General features: G+C 39.7%; 20 protein-coding genes and 2 tRNA genes. 12 read left to right on the top strand and 10 right to left on the bottom strand.

Annotated elements, in window-relative coordinates:
* Positions 1-131: 131 nt before the first annotated feature.
* The 7 genes from prc to NQT65_RS01800 all read right to left on the bottom strand — a co-directional run bounded on the left by prc (position 132) and on the right by NQT65_RS01800 (position 5,095).
* A complete protein-coding gene (prc, locus tag NQT65_RS01830; protein ID WP_256850354.1) occupies positions 132-2,156 on the bottom strand; it encodes a carboxy terminal-processing peptidase in 2,025 nt (674 codons plus the stop codon).
* A 26-nt stretch (positions 2,157-2,182) separates the two neighbouring features.
* The gene (gene proQ / locus NQT65_RS01825; protein WP_004586712.1) at positions 2,183-2,821 is read right to left on the bottom strand and encodes an RNA chaperone ProQ; all 639 of its coding nucleotides are present in this window, start codon (positions 2,819-2,821) and stop codon (positions 2,183-2,185) included.
* A gap of 15 nt (positions 2,822-2,836) precedes the next feature.
* Positions 2,837-3,115 (bottom strand): hypothetical protein, encoded by a 279-nt coding sequence (locus NQT65_RS01820; RefSeq protein ID WP_004586713.1) that lies wholly within the window; start codon positions 3,113-3,115, stop codon positions 2,837-2,839.
* Positions 3,115-3,573, bottom strand: coding sequence for a free L-methionine (R)-S-oxide reductase MsrC (locus NQT65_RS01815; RefSeq protein WP_004586714.1), 459 nt, complete (start codon positions 3,571-3,573; stop codon positions 3,115-3,117). Before NQT65_RS01815 ends, NQT65_RS01820 begins: the two co-directional genes overlap by 1 nt.
* A gap of 128 nt (positions 3,574-3,701) precedes the next feature.
* Positions 3,702-4,082 carry a hypothetical protein gene (locus tag NQT65_RS01810; protein ID WP_024033524.1) on the bottom strand — a complete coding sequence of 127 codons (381 nt, stop codon included), beginning with the start codon at positions 4,080-4,082 and terminating at the stop codon, positions 3,702-3,704.
* 779 nt (positions 4,083-4,861) lie between these two features.
* Positions 4,862-4,952, bottom strand: a tRNA-Ser gene (locus NQT65_RS01805).
* Between the two features lie 52 nt (positions 4,953-5,004).
* Positions 5,005-5,095: transfer RNA gene (locus tag NQT65_RS01800), tRNA-Ser, on the bottom strand.
* A gap of 251 nt (positions 5,096-5,346) precedes the next feature.
* Here NQT65_RS01800 and NQT65_RS01795 point away from each other — a divergent pair.
* Genes NQT65_RS01795 through NQT65_RS01765 form a run of 7 tightly spaced genes read left to right on the top strand, consistent with a single transcriptional unit; the run spans position 5,347 to position 8,492 of the window.
* Positions 5,347-6,012, top strand: a complete 666-nt coding sequence (locus NQT65_RS01795) for a Bax inhibitor-1/YccA family protein (protein ID WP_004586716.1) — start codon at positions 5,347-5,349, stop codon at positions 6,010-6,012.
* A 55-nt stretch (positions 6,013-6,067) separates the two neighbouring features.
* Positions 6,068-6,421 carry a sulfurtransferase complex subunit TusD gene (gene tusD, locus NQT65_RS01790; protein WP_004586717.1) on the top strand — a complete coding sequence of 118 codons (354 nt, stop codon included), beginning with the start codon at positions 6,068-6,070 and terminating at the stop codon, positions 6,419-6,421.
* Positions 6,418-6,774: a sulfurtransferase complex subunit TusC gene (tusC, locus tag NQT65_RS01785; RefSeq protein ID WP_256845025.1), complete on the top strand. Its 357-nt coding sequence runs from the start codon at positions 6,418-6,420 to the stop codon at positions 6,772-6,774. The genes tusD and tusC overlap by 4 nt, the downstream gene beginning before the upstream one ends.
* Positions 6,771-7,037 carry a sulfurtransferase complex subunit TusB gene (gene tusB, locus NQT65_RS01780; protein WP_054982589.1) on the top strand — a complete coding sequence of 89 codons (267 nt, stop codon included), beginning with the start codon at positions 6,771-6,773 and terminating at the stop codon, positions 7,035-7,037. Before tusC ends, tusB begins: the two co-directional genes overlap by 4 nt.
* A gap of 3 nt (positions 7,038-7,040) precedes the next feature.
* The gene (locus NQT65_RS01775) at positions 7,041-7,370 is read left to right on the top strand and encodes a TusE/DsrC/DsvC family sulfur relay protein (RefSeq protein WP_004586720.1); all 330 of its coding nucleotides are present in this window, start codon (positions 7,041-7,043) and stop codon (positions 7,368-7,370) included.
* Complete coding sequence (locus NQT65_RS01770; RefSeq protein ID WP_256850353.1) at positions 7,370-8,056, top strand: pseudouridine synthase; 687 nt, start codon at positions 7,370-7,372, stop codon at positions 8,054-8,056. The genes NQT65_RS01775 and NQT65_RS01770 overlap by 1 nt, the downstream gene beginning before the upstream one ends.
* A complete protein-coding gene (locus tag NQT65_RS01765) occupies positions 8,049-8,492 on the top strand; it encodes an NUDIX domain-containing protein (RefSeq protein ID WP_256850352.1) in 444 nt (147 codons plus the stop codon). Before NQT65_RS01770 ends, NQT65_RS01765 begins: the two co-directional genes overlap by 8 nt.
* A gap of 54 nt (positions 8,493-8,546) precedes the next feature.
* Here the strand turns inward: NQT65_RS01765 and NQT65_RS01760 are convergent, their stop codons facing one another.
* Positions 8,547-9,815 (bottom strand): sensor domain-containing diguanylate cyclase, encoded by a 1,269-nt coding sequence (locus tag NQT65_RS01760; RefSeq protein WP_256850351.1) that lies wholly within the window; start codon positions 9,813-9,815, stop codon positions 8,547-8,549.
* A gap of 339 nt (positions 9,816-10,154) precedes the next feature.
* Here NQT65_RS01760 and mnmA point away from each other — a divergent pair, with 339 nt between their 5' ends.
* The 5 genes from mnmA (at position 10,155) to NQT65_RS01735 (ending at position 14,951) form a co-directional block, all read left to right on the top strand.
* Positions 10,155-11,255, top strand: a complete 1,101-nt coding sequence (gene mnmA, locus NQT65_RS01755) for a tRNA 2-thiouridine(34) synthase MnmA (RefSeq protein ID WP_004586724.1) — start codon at positions 10,155-10,157, stop codon at positions 11,253-11,255.
* Positions 11,255-11,857 carry a high frequency lysogenization protein HflD gene (gene hflD / locus NQT65_RS01750; protein ID WP_004586725.1) on the top strand — a complete coding sequence of 201 codons (603 nt, stop codon included), beginning with the start codon at positions 11,255-11,257 and terminating at the stop codon, positions 11,855-11,857. The genes mnmA and hflD overlap by 1 nt, the downstream gene beginning before the upstream one ends.
* Before the next feature lie 32 nt (positions 11,858-11,889).
* Entirely contained in the window at positions 11,890-13,260 is a 1,371-nt protein-coding gene (purB, locus tag NQT65_RS01745) for an adenylosuccinate lyase (protein ID WP_024033516.1), read from the top strand.
* 77 nt (positions 13,261-13,337) lie between these two features.
* On the top strand, positions 13,338-14,483 hold the full coding sequence (locus NQT65_RS01740; RefSeq protein WP_256850350.1) for a cupin domain-containing protein: 1,146 nt from the start codon (positions 13,338-13,340) through the stop codon (positions 14,481-14,483).
* 9 nt (positions 14,484-14,492) lie between these two features.
* Positions 14,493-14,951, top strand: a complete 459-nt coding sequence (locus tag NQT65_RS01735) for a GNAT family N-acetyltransferase (RefSeq protein WP_029772652.1) — start codon at positions 14,493-14,495, stop codon at positions 14,949-14,951.
* A 46-nt stretch (positions 14,952-14,997) separates the two neighbouring features.
* On the opposite strand, the gene NQT65_RS01730 is transcribed toward NQT65_RS01735, so the two are convergent.
* A complete protein-coding gene (locus NQT65_RS01730; RefSeq protein WP_029772653.1) occupies positions 14,998-15,444 on the bottom strand; it encodes a DUF4826 family protein in 447 nt (148 codons plus the stop codon).
* A gap of 143 nt (positions 15,445-15,587) precedes the next feature.
* On the bottom strand, positions 15,588-16,991 hold the full coding sequence (locus NQT65_RS01725) for a M28 family peptidase (RefSeq protein WP_138611494.1): 1,404 nt from the start codon (positions 16,989-16,991) through the stop codon (positions 15,588-15,590).
* Positions 16,992-17,176: the final 185 nt, after the last annotated feature.

The raw sequence follows: 17,176 nt of genomic DNA, 5'->3' as shown, positions 1-17,176 counted from the left end.
TAGCGTATCAGTGCTTTTTTTAAGCCACAGTAATGTAACTCAATTTAGTAATTCGCGATTATAGCAATTTAGCGAAATTTAGGTAACAAAAAAGGCGCAAAAAGCGCCTTTTAAACGGGGTAAACACGTGTTTATTTTTTAGCGATACGGCCAAAGTTAATGTAATCTTGAGTGATCAGTGCTGCCTCTTCTAAGAAAGGGTCAAGCTCTTCAATTACCTCAGGTACATCATCTAGGTTTTCTATTGGCTCTTTACCTAAACGCTTTAAACGCTCATTAGTGCGCGCTAGAGTACGTGCTTCATTTTCATCTTTTTCTTTAATACGGTCTGCTTCAACTAAAGAAATAGTTTTGCGGTCTTTCTCTTCATTGTAACGGGCAATATCATCAAATACGTAACCAAACTCTGGCTCTGACTTAATACGTACTTCGTGCTGTTTTTCAAGATAAGTGATTACAGGCGTTAAATTACCCTGCCTATTATACTTAGCTCGTACTATGCTATCCCACGGCAATGCATTATCTTGCTTGCTCTCGCCCCATTCTGCTGGGTCTATCGCCGAAGGGAATGAAATATCAGGAATAACCCCTTTATGCTGGGTACTACCGCCGTTTATACGGTAAAACTTAGCAATCGTGTATTGTACGCTACCTAAGTCGTTGTCGTATAAATCGTACGCACGACCTAAGCCTTTGTGCTGCTGAACCGTTCCCTTACCAAAGGTTTGCTCGCCTATAATTACTGCGCGGCCATAGTCTTGCATTGCGGCGGCAAAAATTTCAGAGGCTGAAGCACTGTAACGGTCAACTAAAACAGTTAATGGGCCATCGTAGTAGGTAATTCCGTCACGGTCTTTTTGCTCTTCAATACGGTTATTTAATGTATGAATTTGAACAACCGGACCTTGGTCAAAAAACAAGCCTGATAGCTGTGTAGCTTCATATAATGATCCTCCGCCATTTTGGCGCAAATCAATAATAATACCGTCTACGTTTTCTTCTTTAAGTTTAGCTAATTCAACTTTAACGTCTTTTGAAAGATTGTTGTAAAAGCCTGGGATCTCAATAACACCAATTTTTGAAGTTAAATTTGAATAACTCGCTTCAAATACTTCAGATTTAGCCGCCCTATCTTCTAAGCGAATTTTATCACGGGTGATTTCAACTACTTTAGGCGTGCCATGTGCATCAGAGCCTTTAAGATACTGTAAACGTACCTTAGTGCCTTTAGGACCTTTGATTAAATCAACTACATCATCTAAACGCCAGCCAATAACATCAACAAACTCTTTTTGATCTTGGGCAACACCAATAATTTTGTCGTCAGCTTTTAGCTGCTCTGTTTTATCGGCAGGACCACCTGGTACTAAGCTACGAATAACGGTGTAATCTTCATCTGGGCTTAAAACGGCGCCAATGCCTTCAAGCTCTAAGTCCATATCCATTTTAAATTGTTCTGCGCGGCGCGGCGATAAGTACGACGTATGCGCCTCAATGCTTCGCGCTAGCGAGTTCATTACAATTTGAAATGCATCTTCTGAATTTGTTTGCACTAAACGTTTTTGTGCATTTTTATAACGCTTAGTAAGGACCTCTTTGATCCCTTCCCAATCTTTGCCTGTCATTTTTAAACGTAAGGCATCGTATTTAACGCGTTCACGCCAAATTTCATCAAGCTCAGCTTGCGATGCTGGCCATGCTGAATCTTCACGGTCAAAAAAGTATTCATCGTCTTTATCAAACGTCATTTCTTTATCGAGTAGTGATAAAGAGTAATCATAACGTTCAAAACGGCGCTTTAAGCTTAAGTTAAAAATATCAAACGTAAAGTCAAGCTTACCGGTGGTAATAGCATTATCAAAATCGTTGCGGTATTTTTCAAACGCAGCAATGTCGCTTGCTAAAAACACACTTTTATTAAAATCAAGGGATTCGATATAACGATCATACACTTTGCTAGAAAGCGCATCGTTAAATCGAACCGGTGTATAGTGTGAACGAGCAAATAAGTTAGCCACTCGTTTGCTGGCAGTGCCATGTTGACTTTCTTGTTTAAGTACAGGCAAGTCTTCAAGTTTTGCCGCTTCCACGGAAGCGAATAAAGAACCCGAAAACAGGGCAGCAACTAACGGAATGAGCGTAAACTTTTTACTCATACACAACTCCTTAATTTATTTACAACTTAAATAATGTATAAGCTGTCAGCTTTGGTTTTAACTTGCATGCCAGTTACTAATTCAACATGAACTTCGTCTTTGTTTACTTCAGTAATTACCGCATTTACAAGTGCTTGGCCAAGTTTAACCTTAACCTTGTTATTAACCTTGACCTCACTTGCAGGTAAAGGTTCAACTTTTCCTGAACGTTTAGCAGGGGCTGCTTTAGCTGGTTTGTTAGCTTGTGCATTGTTTTTGCTAGCGTGGGCTGGTTTTTTCTTGAAAGATTTAGAATCTGAATCTTGGCGTGGACGCTGTTGTTTTTTGCGTTTTGCCATTTTAGCACGGCTTTCTTCTAGTGCTTTTTGAGCGTGGTCAATGTGCTCTTGCTCAACTTTTTCACCTTGATTGCCATCAAGATCAATACGAAACTCTGACTTAGTCACAGCTTCTAAATAACGCCAGTTAGACGTGTATTTTCTAAGCGCTTGACGTACTTGAGTCTTACTTACTTTTTCAGACCCTTCGATACGCTCGGCAATATCTTTAAAAATACCGACTTTAAGCGGTTTAATACCGTCTTTTTGTTTAAAACATTGTGGAAATTCTTGATAAAGAAATTCCAGCACTTCATTAATATCTTTTAGCTTGTTTGTGGTTTCCATTTTAGAACCTATTTTTCACATCTTTTCATCAAGGGACGAGTCAACGTAGTGTATTACCCAGTCGATTAACTCTTCGAAGTCGGCTTCAAGTACAGCCAAATCACCTCGAAGGTGTTCCCAAATACCATTTATTATTTCATCGATTGATTCACAATCTAAATCATCTGGAAGTTTATCCCAGGCTATGTGAATCAAATCATTGAGCGTTTCCGCTACATGTTCTTCTTCCCCTTCCCAATCGCCTACATCTTGTACTGCGAATAGGTAGTCTTGAACATTTAGCAAGTCTTTCATTATAAGCTTGCCTCTAAGCATTTAACTAATGCTTCAAGACCTGCTTGGTCATCAGTATCAAATCGACCAATAGTTGGGCTATCGATATCAAGAACAGCAACTATTTTATCATTTTTCATGATAGGTACAACAATCTCAGAGTTAGACGCTGCATCGCAGGCTATGTGGCCATCAAACGCATGTACATCTTCGATTAGTTGAGTTTCTAACGTTGCTGCAGCCGTACCACACACCCCTTTACCAACAGGGATACGAATACACGCTGGATTACCTTGAAAAGGCCCAAGCACTAATTCACTTGGCGAATCCATAAAGTAAAAGCCCGCCCAATTTACATCTTCTAAAGAGGTAAATAGTAGCGCACTTACGTTAGCCATATTAGCAATGACATTAGATTCACCAGCAATTAGTGATTCAGTTTGCTTAACTAATGACTGGTAAAAATCGTGCTTTTGCATACCAAACTACTTCTTATTAAACAGACAGTAGCTAAAGGTACTCTTTGTCGTGAAAAATTGAAACCTTTTACAGGCAAAAAAACAGAAATAGCGCCGTTTTTCAGTATGCTTGATTAATATTTCTGCAATTATTTTTTTGATGTTTTACGCAGGCCAAATAAAAATAGTCCTGCGGCAAAAGCGGCCATTACACTATTAATTAAAAATATCTCGCCTGTTGTAGCACTGAGTAAATAACTAAATATTGCACCACCAAGCAGCCCAAGCGTTAATACTCCTGAATAATTCACTTTTGCATACTTAAACATAAGCAAATAACCCGGTACGACAAAAGCGGCCATAGTAAGCCCAACAATATGTGCGTTCGCAATTGCACTCATCAGTAGTTGTAAAAAAATGGTAACCGCATCGCCATTCATAGTGAGCCCATAATAAAGGCCAAGTAAACTACCAACAATCACAGGGGATAATAAAGAAAGCGCGACACTTTTGGCTAGTTGATGTTTCATATAAGTTCCTAATTACACACTACAAACATTATCTTAAGCATGCACCAAGTTCTTAAGGTTAGAAACAGAGACTATGGTCGTAATTTATGATGGGAAAACAAGCACTCTTTAAACTGCTGTAACTAGGCATTTTAATTTCATAAAAATATACCTTAGCGTTTATAGCAAAGGTATTTAACCCCCTTTGCAAGGTTGATAATTTGAAGATTTAATTTATGTTGGGCTGTTTAGTGAGTGGGTTTAATAATGTTTTGCAAATGATTTTAATAAATGGTTTTGCAAACTAAAAGCAAACACACATTGAGCTGCCAGCCCACACTTACTTTGAGCTGCTTAGTCGCCTATAAGACAAAGTTCACTACCTTATAGGCGCTATCGTCAATAAAACCTAACCTTTAGATTTCAATATTAAATACGTTCTTCAATTAATGACTAATTTACGCATAGCCAGCGTCGTAGGTATACAGCACAGCAAAGCTGCAAAAGTGATGATGTATAGTTAATTGTGTCAAAAGGTTGAAATACAAATAAAACAAACAACGTTATCCATGAGCATCATTGCACGATAAACAATAGGTTTTCTTGAAGGTAAATCATCCTTGAGCCACAACATACTATTTTAAAATCTAAAAAATAAAAGTAGTACATCAATATGTTAATAATCTATCAATAGCGGCTAATAGCAAACCGAAATGGGGAAATAAGCGAGGAAACCTAAGGTGGCCTGATAATAAAGCGTAAAAACAAAAAAGCCCGCTAAAAAGCGGGCTTTGATATAATGGTGGAGAGATAGGGATTTGAACCCTAGATGGGCTACAAACCCATGCCGGTTTTCAAGACCGGTGCATTCGACCACTCTGCCATCTCTCCGAAAGTGCTATAAATTACAAGTAAGAGTGTACTCATAATTATTGTAATAAGGTGGTGGAGAGATAGGGATTTGAACCCTAGATAGGCTACAAACCTATGCCGGTTTTCAAGACCGGTGCATTCGACCACTCTGCCATCTCTCCGCACGGCCTGCATAATAGGGAAACCCATTGGCTTTGTGAAGCTTTTTTTTAAAAAAATTGTTTAAGTGCTTAAAAAACAATTAATTTGTTTAAAGATAAAACAAATAATTTCTTTTTGATGCTTTAATGAACTTTAATTAAAAAATAACACTCTATTGATCTACAAAGGTTTGCCCAAACATATAAGAGTTGGTAATCTAATTTTAGTTAAATTATCGAAACAAACATGTTTCACTTAAAGGAGCTCTACAATGGCATTTAATCATTCGTACAATACCGCTAAACCGGTAATGTCGACCATTGAAACAAACAAGGTACTTAAAAACACCTATTTCTTACTGGCCATGACATTAGCATTTAGTGCTGTTACGGCGGGTATTTCAATGGCATTACAATTACCTTACTTTATGGGAATTGTGTTCACACTGGTTTCGTTTGGTTTATTATTTGTTGTAAACAAAAAAGCAGACTCAGCCTCAGGCGTGTTTTGGGTGTTTGCTTTTACAGGCTGTATGGGCGCAGGCCTTGGCCCACTACTTAACTATTATGCAGCTATGCCTAATGGCCCTATGCTTATTATGCAGGCGCTTGGTTCTACTGCATTAATATTTTTTGGTCTATCGGCTTATGCATTAAACACTAAAAAAGACTTCTCATTTATGGGTGGTTTTTTAACAGTAGGCTTACTAGTGGTTATTGTTGCAAGCATAGTTAACATCTTCATTGGCAGCTCGCTAATGTTTATGGTGCTTAACGCTGCTGTTGTGTTAATTATGTCTGGCTTAATCTTATTTGATACTAGCCGTATTATTAATGGCGGCGAAACTAACTACATTCGCGCGACGGTCGCTCTATACTTAAACGTATATAACCTATTTACTTCTTTACTGCACCTTCTTGGCGCAAGTGATGACTAATTAAATAGTTCTGTTAAAATAGCCCCTTTATTGGGGCTTTTTTATTGGAATTGTTTTGGCGCGATTTGTTCTTTCTTTACATACTCCTCCTTCAGATCATGACTCAACGCAACGTATTATAAAGTTTGCGAATGCATGTTTAGCACAAGGCCACACCATAGATGCGATATTTTTGTATCAAAATGGGATTTATCACGCGTCAGCTCACTTTGAGCTAGCCTCTGACGAGCTGCAAATTCCTACGCAATGGCAACAACTTGCAGATAAAAACGTCAACTTAATGCTATGTATTACTGCAGCAGAAAAACGAGGCTTAAACACAAGCCAAACAGGTGTGTTTACTGTAGCCGGGCTTGCAGAATTTGCCATGCTAGCGAGTGATGCAGATAAATGGATACAGTTTAAATGAAAAACGTTTTAGTAATGAGCCAATCCAGCCCCTTTGATGAGCTTAATACCCGCGATGCCCTAGACATGGCACTAATATTTGCCGCAGTTGATCAAAATATTAGCTGGCTATTTAGCGGCCCTGCAGTGCTTGCTTTAAAACATAATCAATCAACACAGCAACTTGGTGTAAAAAATTTTTTTAAAAACATCAAAACGCTTGAAATCTATGAAGTAGAAAACATATATGTATGTGAAAAATCGTTACTAGATTATAACTTAAGCAAATCTCAATTAATTATTGATTCAACCAGCCTCAATTACACTGAGCAACAGCAGCTGATCGGCCAGCAAGACTTTGTGGTGAACCTATGAGTACATTACATATTTTTTCAAAGCCACTGGCTTATTACGACTCTACTCAGCTGGAAAACCTAATTAAAGACACCGATAAAGTACTCCTTGTCGGTGATGCCTGTTATGCCGCTAAGCAGTATTTTCAATTAAACGATTCGTTATTGTTGCTTTTAGAGGATGCGCAGGCACGCGCAGTTAAACTAAGCCCAGGCCAAACACTTATTAATTACGATGAGTTTGTTGCCCTTACTCTATCTACTAACCAATCTATTACCTGGTAATCCATGCTTGAATTTAATAATCAACAAATCGACACTGATAAACAAGGCTACTTGCTAGATTACACCTTGTGGACAAAAGAGTTAGCCCCCATTATCGCTGAGCAAGAAAACATTATCTTGAGTGAACAACACTGGGAAGTAATTAATTTTGTGCGCAATTTTTACTTAGAATATAACACCAGCCCAGCAATAAGAATGCTTGTTAAAGCCATGGCTAAAGCGCTTGGCGAGGACAAAGGCAATAGTATTTATTTGTATAAATTATTTCCCAAGGGGCCTGCAAAACAAGCCACAAAAATTGCCGGCTTACCCAAGCCCGCTAGGTGTATTTAATGGCGAACAAACCAATGCATAATCGCGCAAGTAAAAGTACCACTAAACGAACCACTGGTAGAACTTACTCACGCAGTGCGCTCACTAAAAAAAGTACAACTTCGCGTGAAATTAAACCCGCTATAGCGCCTAAAGATAGAAAAATTGTTTTATTTAACAAGCCTTACGATGTGCTTTGCCAATTTACAGACGATGCCAATAGAAAAACCTTGGCTGAATTTATTCCCATTAAAGGTGTATACGCTGCAGGCAGACTCGACCGAGATAGTGAAGGCTTGTTACTTTTAACAAACTGCGGAAAGCTTCAAAATACCCTTACCGCACCGAATAAAAAAACCAATAAAACCTATTGGGTGCAAGTTGAAGGCGAGCCTAGTGAAGAGGCCATTAATGCCCTGTGTAAAGGTGTTGAACTAAAAGATGGGATGACCTTACCCGCAAACGTAAAAATTATTGAAGAGCCAAAACTTTGGCCTCGCGTGCCGCCGGTAAGAGAGCGAAAGTCGATTCCTACAACGTGGTTAAGTATTACAATTAATGAAGGACGTAATAGGCAAGTTCGCCGTATGACCGCCCATGTTGGGCACCCTACATTAAGGCTTATTCGCTACAGTATTGGCAATTACACGCTAGATGGCATAAGCAGCGCACAGTACAGTGTTATAAAAGGTGAGGTAAATGCATAAACCCCATGTAACGGTGGCTGCTGTAGTAAAAAAAGGAGAGCGTTTTTTACTGGTAAAAGAGCGGGATAAATTTACTTCTAATATTTGTTATAACCAACCTGCCGGCCATTTAGAAGTAAACGAAACACTGGCTCAAGCAGCCAGTAGAGAGCTTTTTGAAGAAACAGGTTTGTCTCTAACGCCCACTGGCTTAATCGGTATTTATAACTTACATGCGGCTAATGGGGTGCATTACTTACGCTTTTGTTTTATGTTTGATGGCACCCAAGTCACCACTGAGCCCTGCCCAAAAGATGCAGATATAATTAGTGCTAACTGGCACAGTTTAGGGGACATTAAAGCACTGCCTCTAAGAAGCCATTTAGTTTTAAAATGTATTGAAGACAGCCTAAACCGCCCTATTCAAGACGTAGACTTTATTTACGAGGATAATTAAACATCTGCGCTTTATATAATTCTCAAAGCTATATAAATAGTCCAAGGCTATAAATTAACTTAATGCTAAACAATTTCGTCCTTGCCTTTTTGAATAATAAAGTGCGCTGTCGGCGGCCTTAATAAACTCTTTTTGATCGCAACTATCATCTTTATTAATTGCGTGAATACCCATGCTCAGGGTTAAGTAGCCGGTAAAGCTGTCTTCATGAGGGATGTGCAGCTCTTCAATTGCCTTTTGAATATGCTCAGCAATAAATAAGGCCCCTTGTTTATCGGTTTGAGGCAGCAATACAACAAATTCTTCTCCGCCATAACGCGCCACAAAGTCCTCTGTGCGGCTTACCGTACACGCTATTGCTTGCGCCACGTTATACAAACATAAATCACCTTCAACATGCCCGTAGCGGTCGTTAAATAGTTTAAAGTGATCAATATCGATTAAAATAATTGCCAAATCGTCACCACACTCAACAGCTTTTTCAAACTCTTTACTTAGCTTTTCATCAAAACGACGTCTATTTGCTATTTGTGTTAGCGAATCTAAAAATGCCATGTCGCGTAAAATATTTTGATCTTCTAAACGCTTGGTCGCATCATTAAATACAGCAATATATTCATCGCCCAAATTGATTCCAGATACTTCCATGGTAATTGTATTACCGTTTTTACAAGTAACATGGTAATCATGCGCGGGGATGTCTTGCCCTGTTTCATTGCCAATTTCTAACGCCGATTGCCACGTTTTTTTCACGGACTCTCGATAGTGAGGATCTGGGTATGCATTAACCCACCACTGCTCTAAGTTAGGTAAGTCATCAACGGTATAACCAAATACATCTATAAAGCGCTGATTAACTCTAATAATATCACCGGTTTTAGCACACACATTAGAGATAGGCATAGGCAAAATAGTAAATAAATGGGCGTAGTGGCTCATCTCGTGGCGCTTCATAGGATGATGCATTTTTTTAGAAAGGAAACTGTATGGCACATCTTCTTTTTCGTGAGAAAGCGAATGCTCCATAGTTAATACAAAGTACCACTCGTTCCACCATTTTTGTGTTGCTTCAACTAACGCCACTTCAGATTGGTTAATTAAATCTAAAGATGCGGTAACTGAATCAAAAATAGCATCAACGGGACTAGTCTGTTGAGAGTCTACGGGTACGTTGTGTTTAAATATTTCATGAAAAAGTTTGTAGGCAGATTGCTTAAACTCACTCGTCGGGTTTTCAAGTAACTGCTTTACATGAAAGCTTGAGTTAGTCGTATAAAACGTAATTAGGGTCGTAAGTTTTTTTACCTGAAAGGCGTAATTCATATATTCATTCCGTTGAAAATATTAAGGCAATAAAAATGCAAATTTAATACAAAAATCTTGCCTGTTCCTTAATTGTACAACAAACACAAGGTAATACGGACGCTATTATTATGCGCTCAGACAATAATGGCACCGAAATATCTTTTTACAATGGCTTATTTAAATTTTTCATCATTTTTTATGTTAAATGCGATTCAGTCTTATTTGCTATTTATTATATGAATAAAATAACTACAAAATCGTGTGTTTGCGCCACTCCTCCCTTTAAGCAAAAACAAAATGCGTGCTATAATCGCGGCCTTTCCAAGTTAACAGCAATCTGTATAAGCGAAATTATTCATGAGCGAAAATAGTCACATTAAAGTCATCGTTGGTATGTCCGGCGGTGTTGATTCTTCTGTATCTGCATATTTATTACAACAACAGGGCTACCAAGTAGAAGGCCTGTTTATGAAGAACTGGGAAGAAGACGACAATGACGAATACTGTGCAGCCGCTGAAGATTTAAAAGATGCACAAGCAGTGTGTGACAAATTAGGCATCGAGCTTCATACCGTTAACTTTGCAGCCGAATACTGGGATAACGTTTTTGAGTACTTTTTAGAAGAGTACAAAGCGGGCCGTACGCCAAACCCAGATATTATGTGTAACAAAGAAATTAAATTTAAAGCATTTTTAGAATTTGCAGCACAAGCACTTGGCGCCGATTATATTGCAACAGGCCATTATGTTCGTCGTGAACTACGAGACGACAAATACGTTATGTGCCGAGGCTTAGACGATAACAAAGATCAAAGCTATTTCTTATATACCTTAAGCCATGAACACATAGGCCAAACTCTTTTCCCAGTAGGCGATATAGCTAAACCAGACGTACGCCGTATTGCAGAAGAGCAAGACTTAATCACCCATGACAAAAAAGACAGCACCGGTATTTGTTTTATTGGTGAGCGTAAATTTAAAGACTTTTTACAAAAGTTTTTACCTGCTCAACCTGGTGTGATTGAAGATACTGACGGCAACAACGTAGGTGAGCACGAAGGGCTTATGTATCATACACTTGGCCAGCGTAAAGGCTTGTTAATTGGTGGCATGAAAGAAGGCTCTGGCGAGCCATGGTACGTTGTAGATAAAGACGTTGAGCGCAATGTGCTCGTTGTCGGACAAGGTAAAGACCACCCTCGCCTGTACAGCAATGGCCTAAACGCCAATCAATTACATTGGGTAGACCGTGTTGGTCCTCAAGGTACAACGCGCTGCACCGTTAAAACCCGTTACCGCCAAGAAGATATTAATTGTACCCTTCTCGTTGGGGAAGATGGTATGGCACGCGTATTGTTTGATGAACCACAAAAAGCCGTTACACCGGGTCAATCAGCTGTATTTTATGCCGATGATGTGTGTTTAGGTGGCGGTATTATAGATTCGGTGATTAAGTAATGAATCAACACCAAGTCATGGCGCTTGCCGCCATGTGCCAAGTGGCTAAACAAGTACAAAAAATCGCGCAATACGGCAGCGCAAACGATTCAGACTTAGACGTGCTATTTACAAGTATTGTACAAACATCACCCGCATCCCCGGTTGATGTTTACCAAGGTACGCATAACTTGCGCGACGGCTATAAAACATTAATGGCGCAGCTTACTGCTGGCGCTCAAAAAGATGTTGAAATAGTTAAGTACGTAGGTGGTTTGATGCAGCTTGAACGTATTTTAAATAACGAGCCAAAAAGCCTAGCTGAACTTGGCCGTCGTATCGACGACATTCATCGTCGCTTAGATCACTTTGCCATAACCGATGACACCGTAGTTGCCGGTTTAGCAGATATATACTCGTCGGTGCTGAGCCCCCTTGGGCACCGAATTCAGGTTTATGGTAAACCCGAGTTATTAAAACAGCAGCAAACGCAAAATAAAATTCGTGCCCTTTTATTAGCAGGAATTCGCAGTGCTGTATTATGGCGACAAATGGGCGGTAAACGCCGTCACTTTTTCTTTGCAAAAAGAAAAATTCTCGCTATTGCAAAAACAAACATTTAATTATCGTTCAAAACTAAAATTTAGGAGTTATTATGGAGCTTTCAGCGTTAACCGCTATCTCTCCAGTGGATGGTCGCTACGGCAGCAAAACCACTGAACTACGCAGTATTTTCAGCGAATTTGGCTTAATCAAATACCGCGTAACCGTTGAAGTGCGTTGGTTGCAAGCCTTAGCTGCAGCAAGCGATATTAAAGAAGTACCTGCATTTAGCGAACAAGCCAATGCACTTTTAAATGCCATAGTTGATAACTTCAGCGAAGCAGACGCACAGCGTGTTAAAGACATTGAACGCACCACAAACCACGATGTTAAAGCGGTAGAATATTTACTAAAAGAAAAAGTAGCCGATAACAGCGAAATTAACGCTATTAACGAGTTCATCCATTTTGCCTGTACATCAGAAGATATTAATAACCTATCTCATGGTTTAATGCTAAGCGAAGCTCGTGATAATGTGCTCCTTCCATACTGCGACCAACTACTTAACGCTATAAAAGAAAAAGCCATTGAGTACAAAGCAGTACCTATGATGACGCGTACCCACGGCCAACCAGCTACGCCTTCAACAATGGGTAAAGAGTTTGCTAACGTATACATGCGTTTAAAACGCCAACGCGACCAAATCGCACAGGTAGAAATGCTAGGTAAAATTAACGGTGCTGTAGGTAACTACAATGCTCACCTGAGTGCTTACCCAGATTACGATTGGCATACCCACGCAAGCAACTTTGTAACTAGCCTTGGTTTAACCTTTAACCCGTTCACTACACAAATAGAGCCGCATGACTACATTGCCGAGCTATTTGATGCTATTGCCCGCTTTAACACTATTTTACTTGATTTTGATCGTGACGTTTGGGGTTACATTGCCCTAAACCACTTTAAGCAAAAAACCATTGCTGGCGAAATCGGCTCTTCAACAATGCCGCATAAAGTAAACCCTATCGACTTTGAAAACTCAGAAGGTAACCTAGGCTTAGCAAATGCTATATTTGCTCACCTTGCACAAAAACTGCCTGTTTCTCGTTGGCAGCGTGACCTTACCGACTCAACCGTTTTACGTAACTTAGGTGTGGGTATGGGCTACACGCTTATTGCGTATCAATCTACACTTAAAGGCGTAAGCAAGCTTGAAGTAAATGAGCAACGTTTACTTGATGAGCTTGATCAAAACTGGGAATTACTTGCTGAGCCAATTCAAACGGTTATGCGTAAATACGGTATTGAAAAACCATACGAAAAACTTAAAGATTTAACGCGTGGTAAACGTGTAAATCAAGAGATTATGGCCGACTTTATCGATGGTTTAGACCTGCCAGAGCACGCTAAAGTAGAAATGAAAAAACTAACACCTGCCAACTACATTGGCCGCGCTGTTGAGTTTATTGACGATTTAGTTTAAATACTAAATTGCGCATATAAAAAGCGAAAGGATAATCCCTTTCGCTTTTTTTGTACTAAAAATTATAGGCCAACTCTATGTACCAATTAAAAATAAACAACCTCTGTGAGCAAGAATTTTTAAACCAATACTGGCAAAAAAAACCGCTATTAATTAAACAAGGCTTTACAGACTTTCAAGACCCAATAGAGGCAGAAGAGCTTGCCGGTCTTGCTATGGAAGAAAGTATAGAGTCGCGAATTGTTACTAACCACAATAACGATTGGCGAGCATACCAAGGCCCATTTGAAGACTTTGAAAAATTAACTGAGCAACACGCTACTTTATTGGTACAAGCGGTTGATCATTGGCATAGCGATGCAGCACAACTGCTTCACCCATTTAGGTTTATACCTAACTGGCGAATAGATGATTTAATGATCAGCTACTCAACCCCTAAAGGCGGCGTAGGTCCGCACCTAGATCAGTACGATGTATTTATTATACAGGGCGAGGGTAAGCGTCATTGGCGTGTTGGCCTACCTGATCCAACACTTAAACAATTTGCGCAAAATAAAAAACTACTGCAAGTTGAGCAATTTGAAGCCGTTATAGATTGTATTTTAGAAACCGGCGATATTTTATATATACCACCTGGGTGCCCTCACGAAGGCTATGCAATAGAAAACGCCCTTAACTACTCGGTTGGGTTTAGAGCGCCTAATCAACAAGACTTATTTTCTAGCTTTGCCGATCATGTTATTGATACCGACAGCGGCCAAAAACGCTATACCGATCATACTTTAGCCCTTAGGGACTCTAAAGGTGAGCTTTTACAGAGCGAAACCGATAAAGTTAAAACCCTTATGCAAGCGCTACTTAATAACGATGAGCTATTTAAGCATTGGCTTGGTAATACCTTAAGCCAAGCCAAGCACGAAATGGACTTAGCACCACTTGAAGAGCCTATAACCTGCGAGCAAATGAGTGATTTAATAACAAATAATGCAGAAGAGTTTGAGCGTTTAGGCGGCGTACGTGCTATCTATCAGCAGCTAGAAGACGCCCTATTATTAAGTATTAATGGCGAAAACTACCCGTTACCACTTTGCGACTTAAATGCCGTTACACTATTAACAGATCATCATTATGTTAATACCGACGATTTAAATGCAGCGCAGCCCAGCCTAGTTTTTATTCAAACCTTTACTACACTAGTTAATGAGGGGATGTGGTTTAATTAGAGGTGCGCTATGGGCTATCAAATTAATAAGGTCGAGTGGGATAGGCAAAAAGACCAGCTACAACAAATACGTGAAAAAGTATTTGTATATGAGCTACACATACCCAAACGAATAGAATTTGATAGCCAAGACAAACTAGCACACCATGTGCTAGTTACTCACAACAGTAACGCCCCCGTTGCCACAGGTAGGCTGTGTACAGATGGCTTAATAGGCCGAATAGCCGTTTTACCCGCACATCGTAATCGCCATGTTTATACTTCATTACTTACTTTTATTGTTAATCTTGCCGCTAACGATGGGCACCAAGTTATTAGTATTAATTGTATTTTAAATGAAGTTGAACGTTTTAAACGAAACGGCTTTATACAACAAGGCGGTGTTTTTATGGAAGCAGGTATACCTAGGCAGCGAATGCAATGCCAAGTGTCTGAGTTTGTCACTAAACCATTTACATTAGTACATTAAAAAAGGGCCGTTAATAGCCCTTTTTTACGTTTATACAAGCAATACCTTATTTTGGTTCATTAGCCCAAAGTTGCTCGTTTTCATGCATTTCGTATAAGCCGTGTGCACGGTTTATAAGTAAGTTAGCAAAGTCGACCTGGGTTTTATCACGCGCGCCAACACTCATTATTTGATCTGCTTTTAACTGCCATTGTAATGAAAAATAACGCATAGCATCGCGCGCATCTTTTGCTGCACTTACTTCTGCATGATCAGTAGGTAAGCGCCCTGTTATTACCCAGTAGCTCTTGCCATTTTGCGCTTTAAATTTCCACATAGCACACAATGGCGCTAAAAAGCGGCTATCTTTGTCTATTACTGATTTAGGCATAATGCCTTTTTCTGCTAAATATTTTTGGGCGTTTTGAAAACACTCGCGTTGCCAAGCAACCCGTTGTTGCTCTATTTGTGCTTGCTCTTGCGCTGTTAATGGTTTTTTTTCTTCTTGCTGCATTTTATTAACCTTTACTGCTTTTTTTTCTACACTCTAAGTGCATAACAAATAAGGTGCAAGCATAAAACACCTGCTTTGCACCTTAAATACACCATTTGATTTGTTTTTAATCACAATTGCGCTTAAGCAATAATAAATCGCTGTTATTTTATATTGTGATCAAACGAGCCTACATCACCTGGGAACACCACAGGCGATTCAATCCCGTCTTTGCTTATCGCTGCAACACCAAAATAGTAATTATCAATAACCACGTTTTTAAGTGTAGCTTTACTTACATTGCCCACATCTTGGCTAAATTGCCATTGCGGCTCACTGGTATAGCGCCAATAAATACGATAACCGGCAATATTATCATCATCTGAACTTTGCCACGAAAGCGTAGTGTCGGCCTTAACCGCGCCTTCAATTTTTACCTGCTTAGGGGGAGCTGGCGCCCAAGCCATTGAAGCCATTGTTACTGCGTTCAATGATGTAAGCTTTGCTGTGTAGTCAAAATCAACGCCATCTATGGTATCGCCATAGACCACACCATTTTCTGTACGTAAATCTTGATGTTGTCGGTCGTAATGCTCATTAGTTTCCATAATTCTGACTGCTGCAAAACCTGCATCGTTAAACGGTCTATGGTGCCCGCCCCGGCCAAATCTATCTAACCTGTAAACTAACATCGTATCTAAATTTGGAATATACCTATCGGCAATTGTATCTATATAGCGCGCTAAATTACGGCTCGCCGAATCGACTTCGCCACCTGTAAAACGGCGCGTTCTTGCTTGTTGTTTCGTTTCTACTACACGCGTGCCTTCTGAGAAAATACGCGCCGTTGTATTGTCGGTAACGCCATTAATACCGGTAATGTTGCCAATCATGTCGTTATTTAAAACGCCATGTACTTGCCAATTGTGCTCTTGCGCATACGCTGTGAGTATTTTACCGCCAAATAAACCTTGCTCTTCGCCAGACAACGCTGCATACACAACTGAGCCATTAAATTTATGCTTGCTTAGTACACGTGCAGCTTCAATAACCCCTGCCACGCCTGAAGCGTTATCATTAGCACCCGGTGAATCACTGGTAAAGTCCATTACATCGCTCACCCGCGAATCAATATCACCCGACATAATAACCATTCGGTTTGGCTCAGTACTACCACGCTGAATGGCCACTATATTCACTACTTCAACAGGATTAGGAATTCGTTTTTCACCTGATATAGTGTCTTTAACTTCAATAACTTCTAGGCAACCACCACATTGCGCTGATATTTTTTCAAACTCTTTTTTGATCCAACGCCGTGCAGCACCTATGCCCCGTGTATCTGACTTAGTTTCAGAAAGCGTATGGCGGGTACCAAAATCCACCAGCGTTTGTATGTCGCTCCCAATACGCTTAGCTGATACCTGCGCTGCAATATCATGTAGCTTTTGTTGTTCTTCATATTTTATGCTGGCATGAGCCTGTGCTGATAATCCTGCCGTACAAGCAAAGGCTAACGTACTCAATTTAATAAGTTTAGTTGTAATAGAAAAAGGGGTTTTGCGCATTATAAGCTCCTTATTTTTTACCTTACCATTACTCAACAACCTATTTAGTGCAACTATTTTGAGTTAAAGCTTTATACAAGTAAGCTCAACTGTAAAAATTAACCACACATAAGTACTCCCCTCTTTTAAGTAACCAAGCGTATTACAAACCTTGTTACATAAATACGCTATATACATAGCGTGTT

It is taken from the genome of Pseudoalteromonas agarivorans, from assembly GCF_024518735.1.
GTDB lineage: Bacteria > Pseudomonadota > Gammaproteobacteria > Enterobacterales > Alteromonadaceae > Pseudoalteromonas > Pseudoalteromonas atlantica.
This window is presented reverse-complemented; position numbering and strand designations above follow the sequence as displayed.

Excerpts from the sequence above, each read along its gene's own strand:
- NQT65_RS01725 (WP_138611494.1), bottom strand. The coding sequence starts at position 16,991 with ATGCGCAAAACCCCTTTTTCTATTACAACTAAACTTATTAAATTGAGT.
- NQT65_RS01740 (WP_256850350.1), top strand. The coding sequence starts at position 13,338 with ATGTACCAATTAAAAATAAACAACCTCTGTGAGCAAGAATTTTTAAAC.
- hflD (WP_004586725.1), top strand. The coding sequence starts at position 11,255 with ATGAATCAACACCAAGTCATGGCGCTTGCCGCCATGTGCCAAGTGGCT.
- NQT65_RS01765 (WP_256850352.1), top strand. The coding sequence starts at position 8,049 with ATGCATAAACCCCATGTAACGGTGGCTGCTGTAGTAAAAAAAGGAGAG.
- NQT65_RS01760 (WP_256850351.1), bottom strand. The coding sequence starts at position 9,815 with ATGAATTACGCCTTTCAGGTAAAAAAACTTACGACCCTAATTACGTTT.
- NQT65_RS01770 (WP_256850353.1), top strand. The coding sequence starts at position 7,370 with ATGGCGAACAAACCAATGCATAATCGCGCAAGTAAAAGTACCACTAAA.
- NQT65_RS01820 (WP_004586713.1), bottom strand. The coding sequence starts at position 3,115 with ATGAAAGACTTGCTAAATGTTCAAGACTACCTATTCGCAGTACAAGAT.
- NQT65_RS01795 (WP_004586716.1), top strand. The coding sequence starts at position 5,347 with ATGGCATTTAATCATTCGTACAATACCGCTAAACCGGTAATGTCGACC.
- NQT65_RS01775 (WP_004586720.1), top strand. The coding sequence starts at position 7,041 with ATGCTTGAATTTAATAATCAACAAATCGACACTGATAAACAAGGCTAC.
- mnmA (WP_004586724.1), top strand. The coding sequence starts at position 10,155 with ATGAGCGAAAATAGTCACATTAAAGTCATCGTTGGTATGTCCGGCGGT.
- prc (WP_256850354.1), bottom strand. The coding sequence starts at position 2,156 with ATGAGTAAAAAGTTTACGCTCATTCCGTTAGTTGCTGCCCTGTTTTCG.
- tusC (WP_256845025.1), top strand. The coding sequence starts at position 6,418 with ATGAAAAACGTTTTAGTAATGAGCCAATCCAGCCCCTTTGATGAGCTT.
- purB (WP_024033516.1), top strand. The coding sequence starts at position 11,890 with ATGGAGCTTTCAGCGTTAACCGCTATCTCTCCAGTGGATGGTCGCTAC.
- tusB (WP_054982589.1), top strand. The coding sequence starts at position 6,771 with ATGAGTACATTACATATTTTTTCAAAGCCACTGGCTTATTACGACTCT.
- NQT65_RS01815 (WP_004586714.1), bottom strand. The coding sequence starts at position 3,573 with ATGCAAAAGCACGATTTTTACCAGTCATTAGTTAAGCAAACTGAATCA.
- proQ (WP_004586712.1), bottom strand. The coding sequence starts at position 2,821 with ATGGAAACCACAAACAAGCTAAAAGATATTAATGAAGTGCTGGAATTT.
- NQT65_RS01810 (WP_024033524.1), bottom strand. The coding sequence starts at position 4,082 with ATGAAACATCAACTAGCCAAAAGTGTCGCGCTTTCTTTATTATCCCCT.
- NQT65_RS01730 (WP_029772653.1), bottom strand. The coding sequence starts at position 15,444 with ATGCAGCAAGAAGAAAAAAAACCATTAACAGCGCAAGAGCAAGCACAA.
- NQT65_RS01735 (WP_029772652.1), top strand. The coding sequence starts at position 14,493 with ATGGGCTATCAAATTAATAAGGTCGAGTGGGATAGGCAAAAAGACCAG.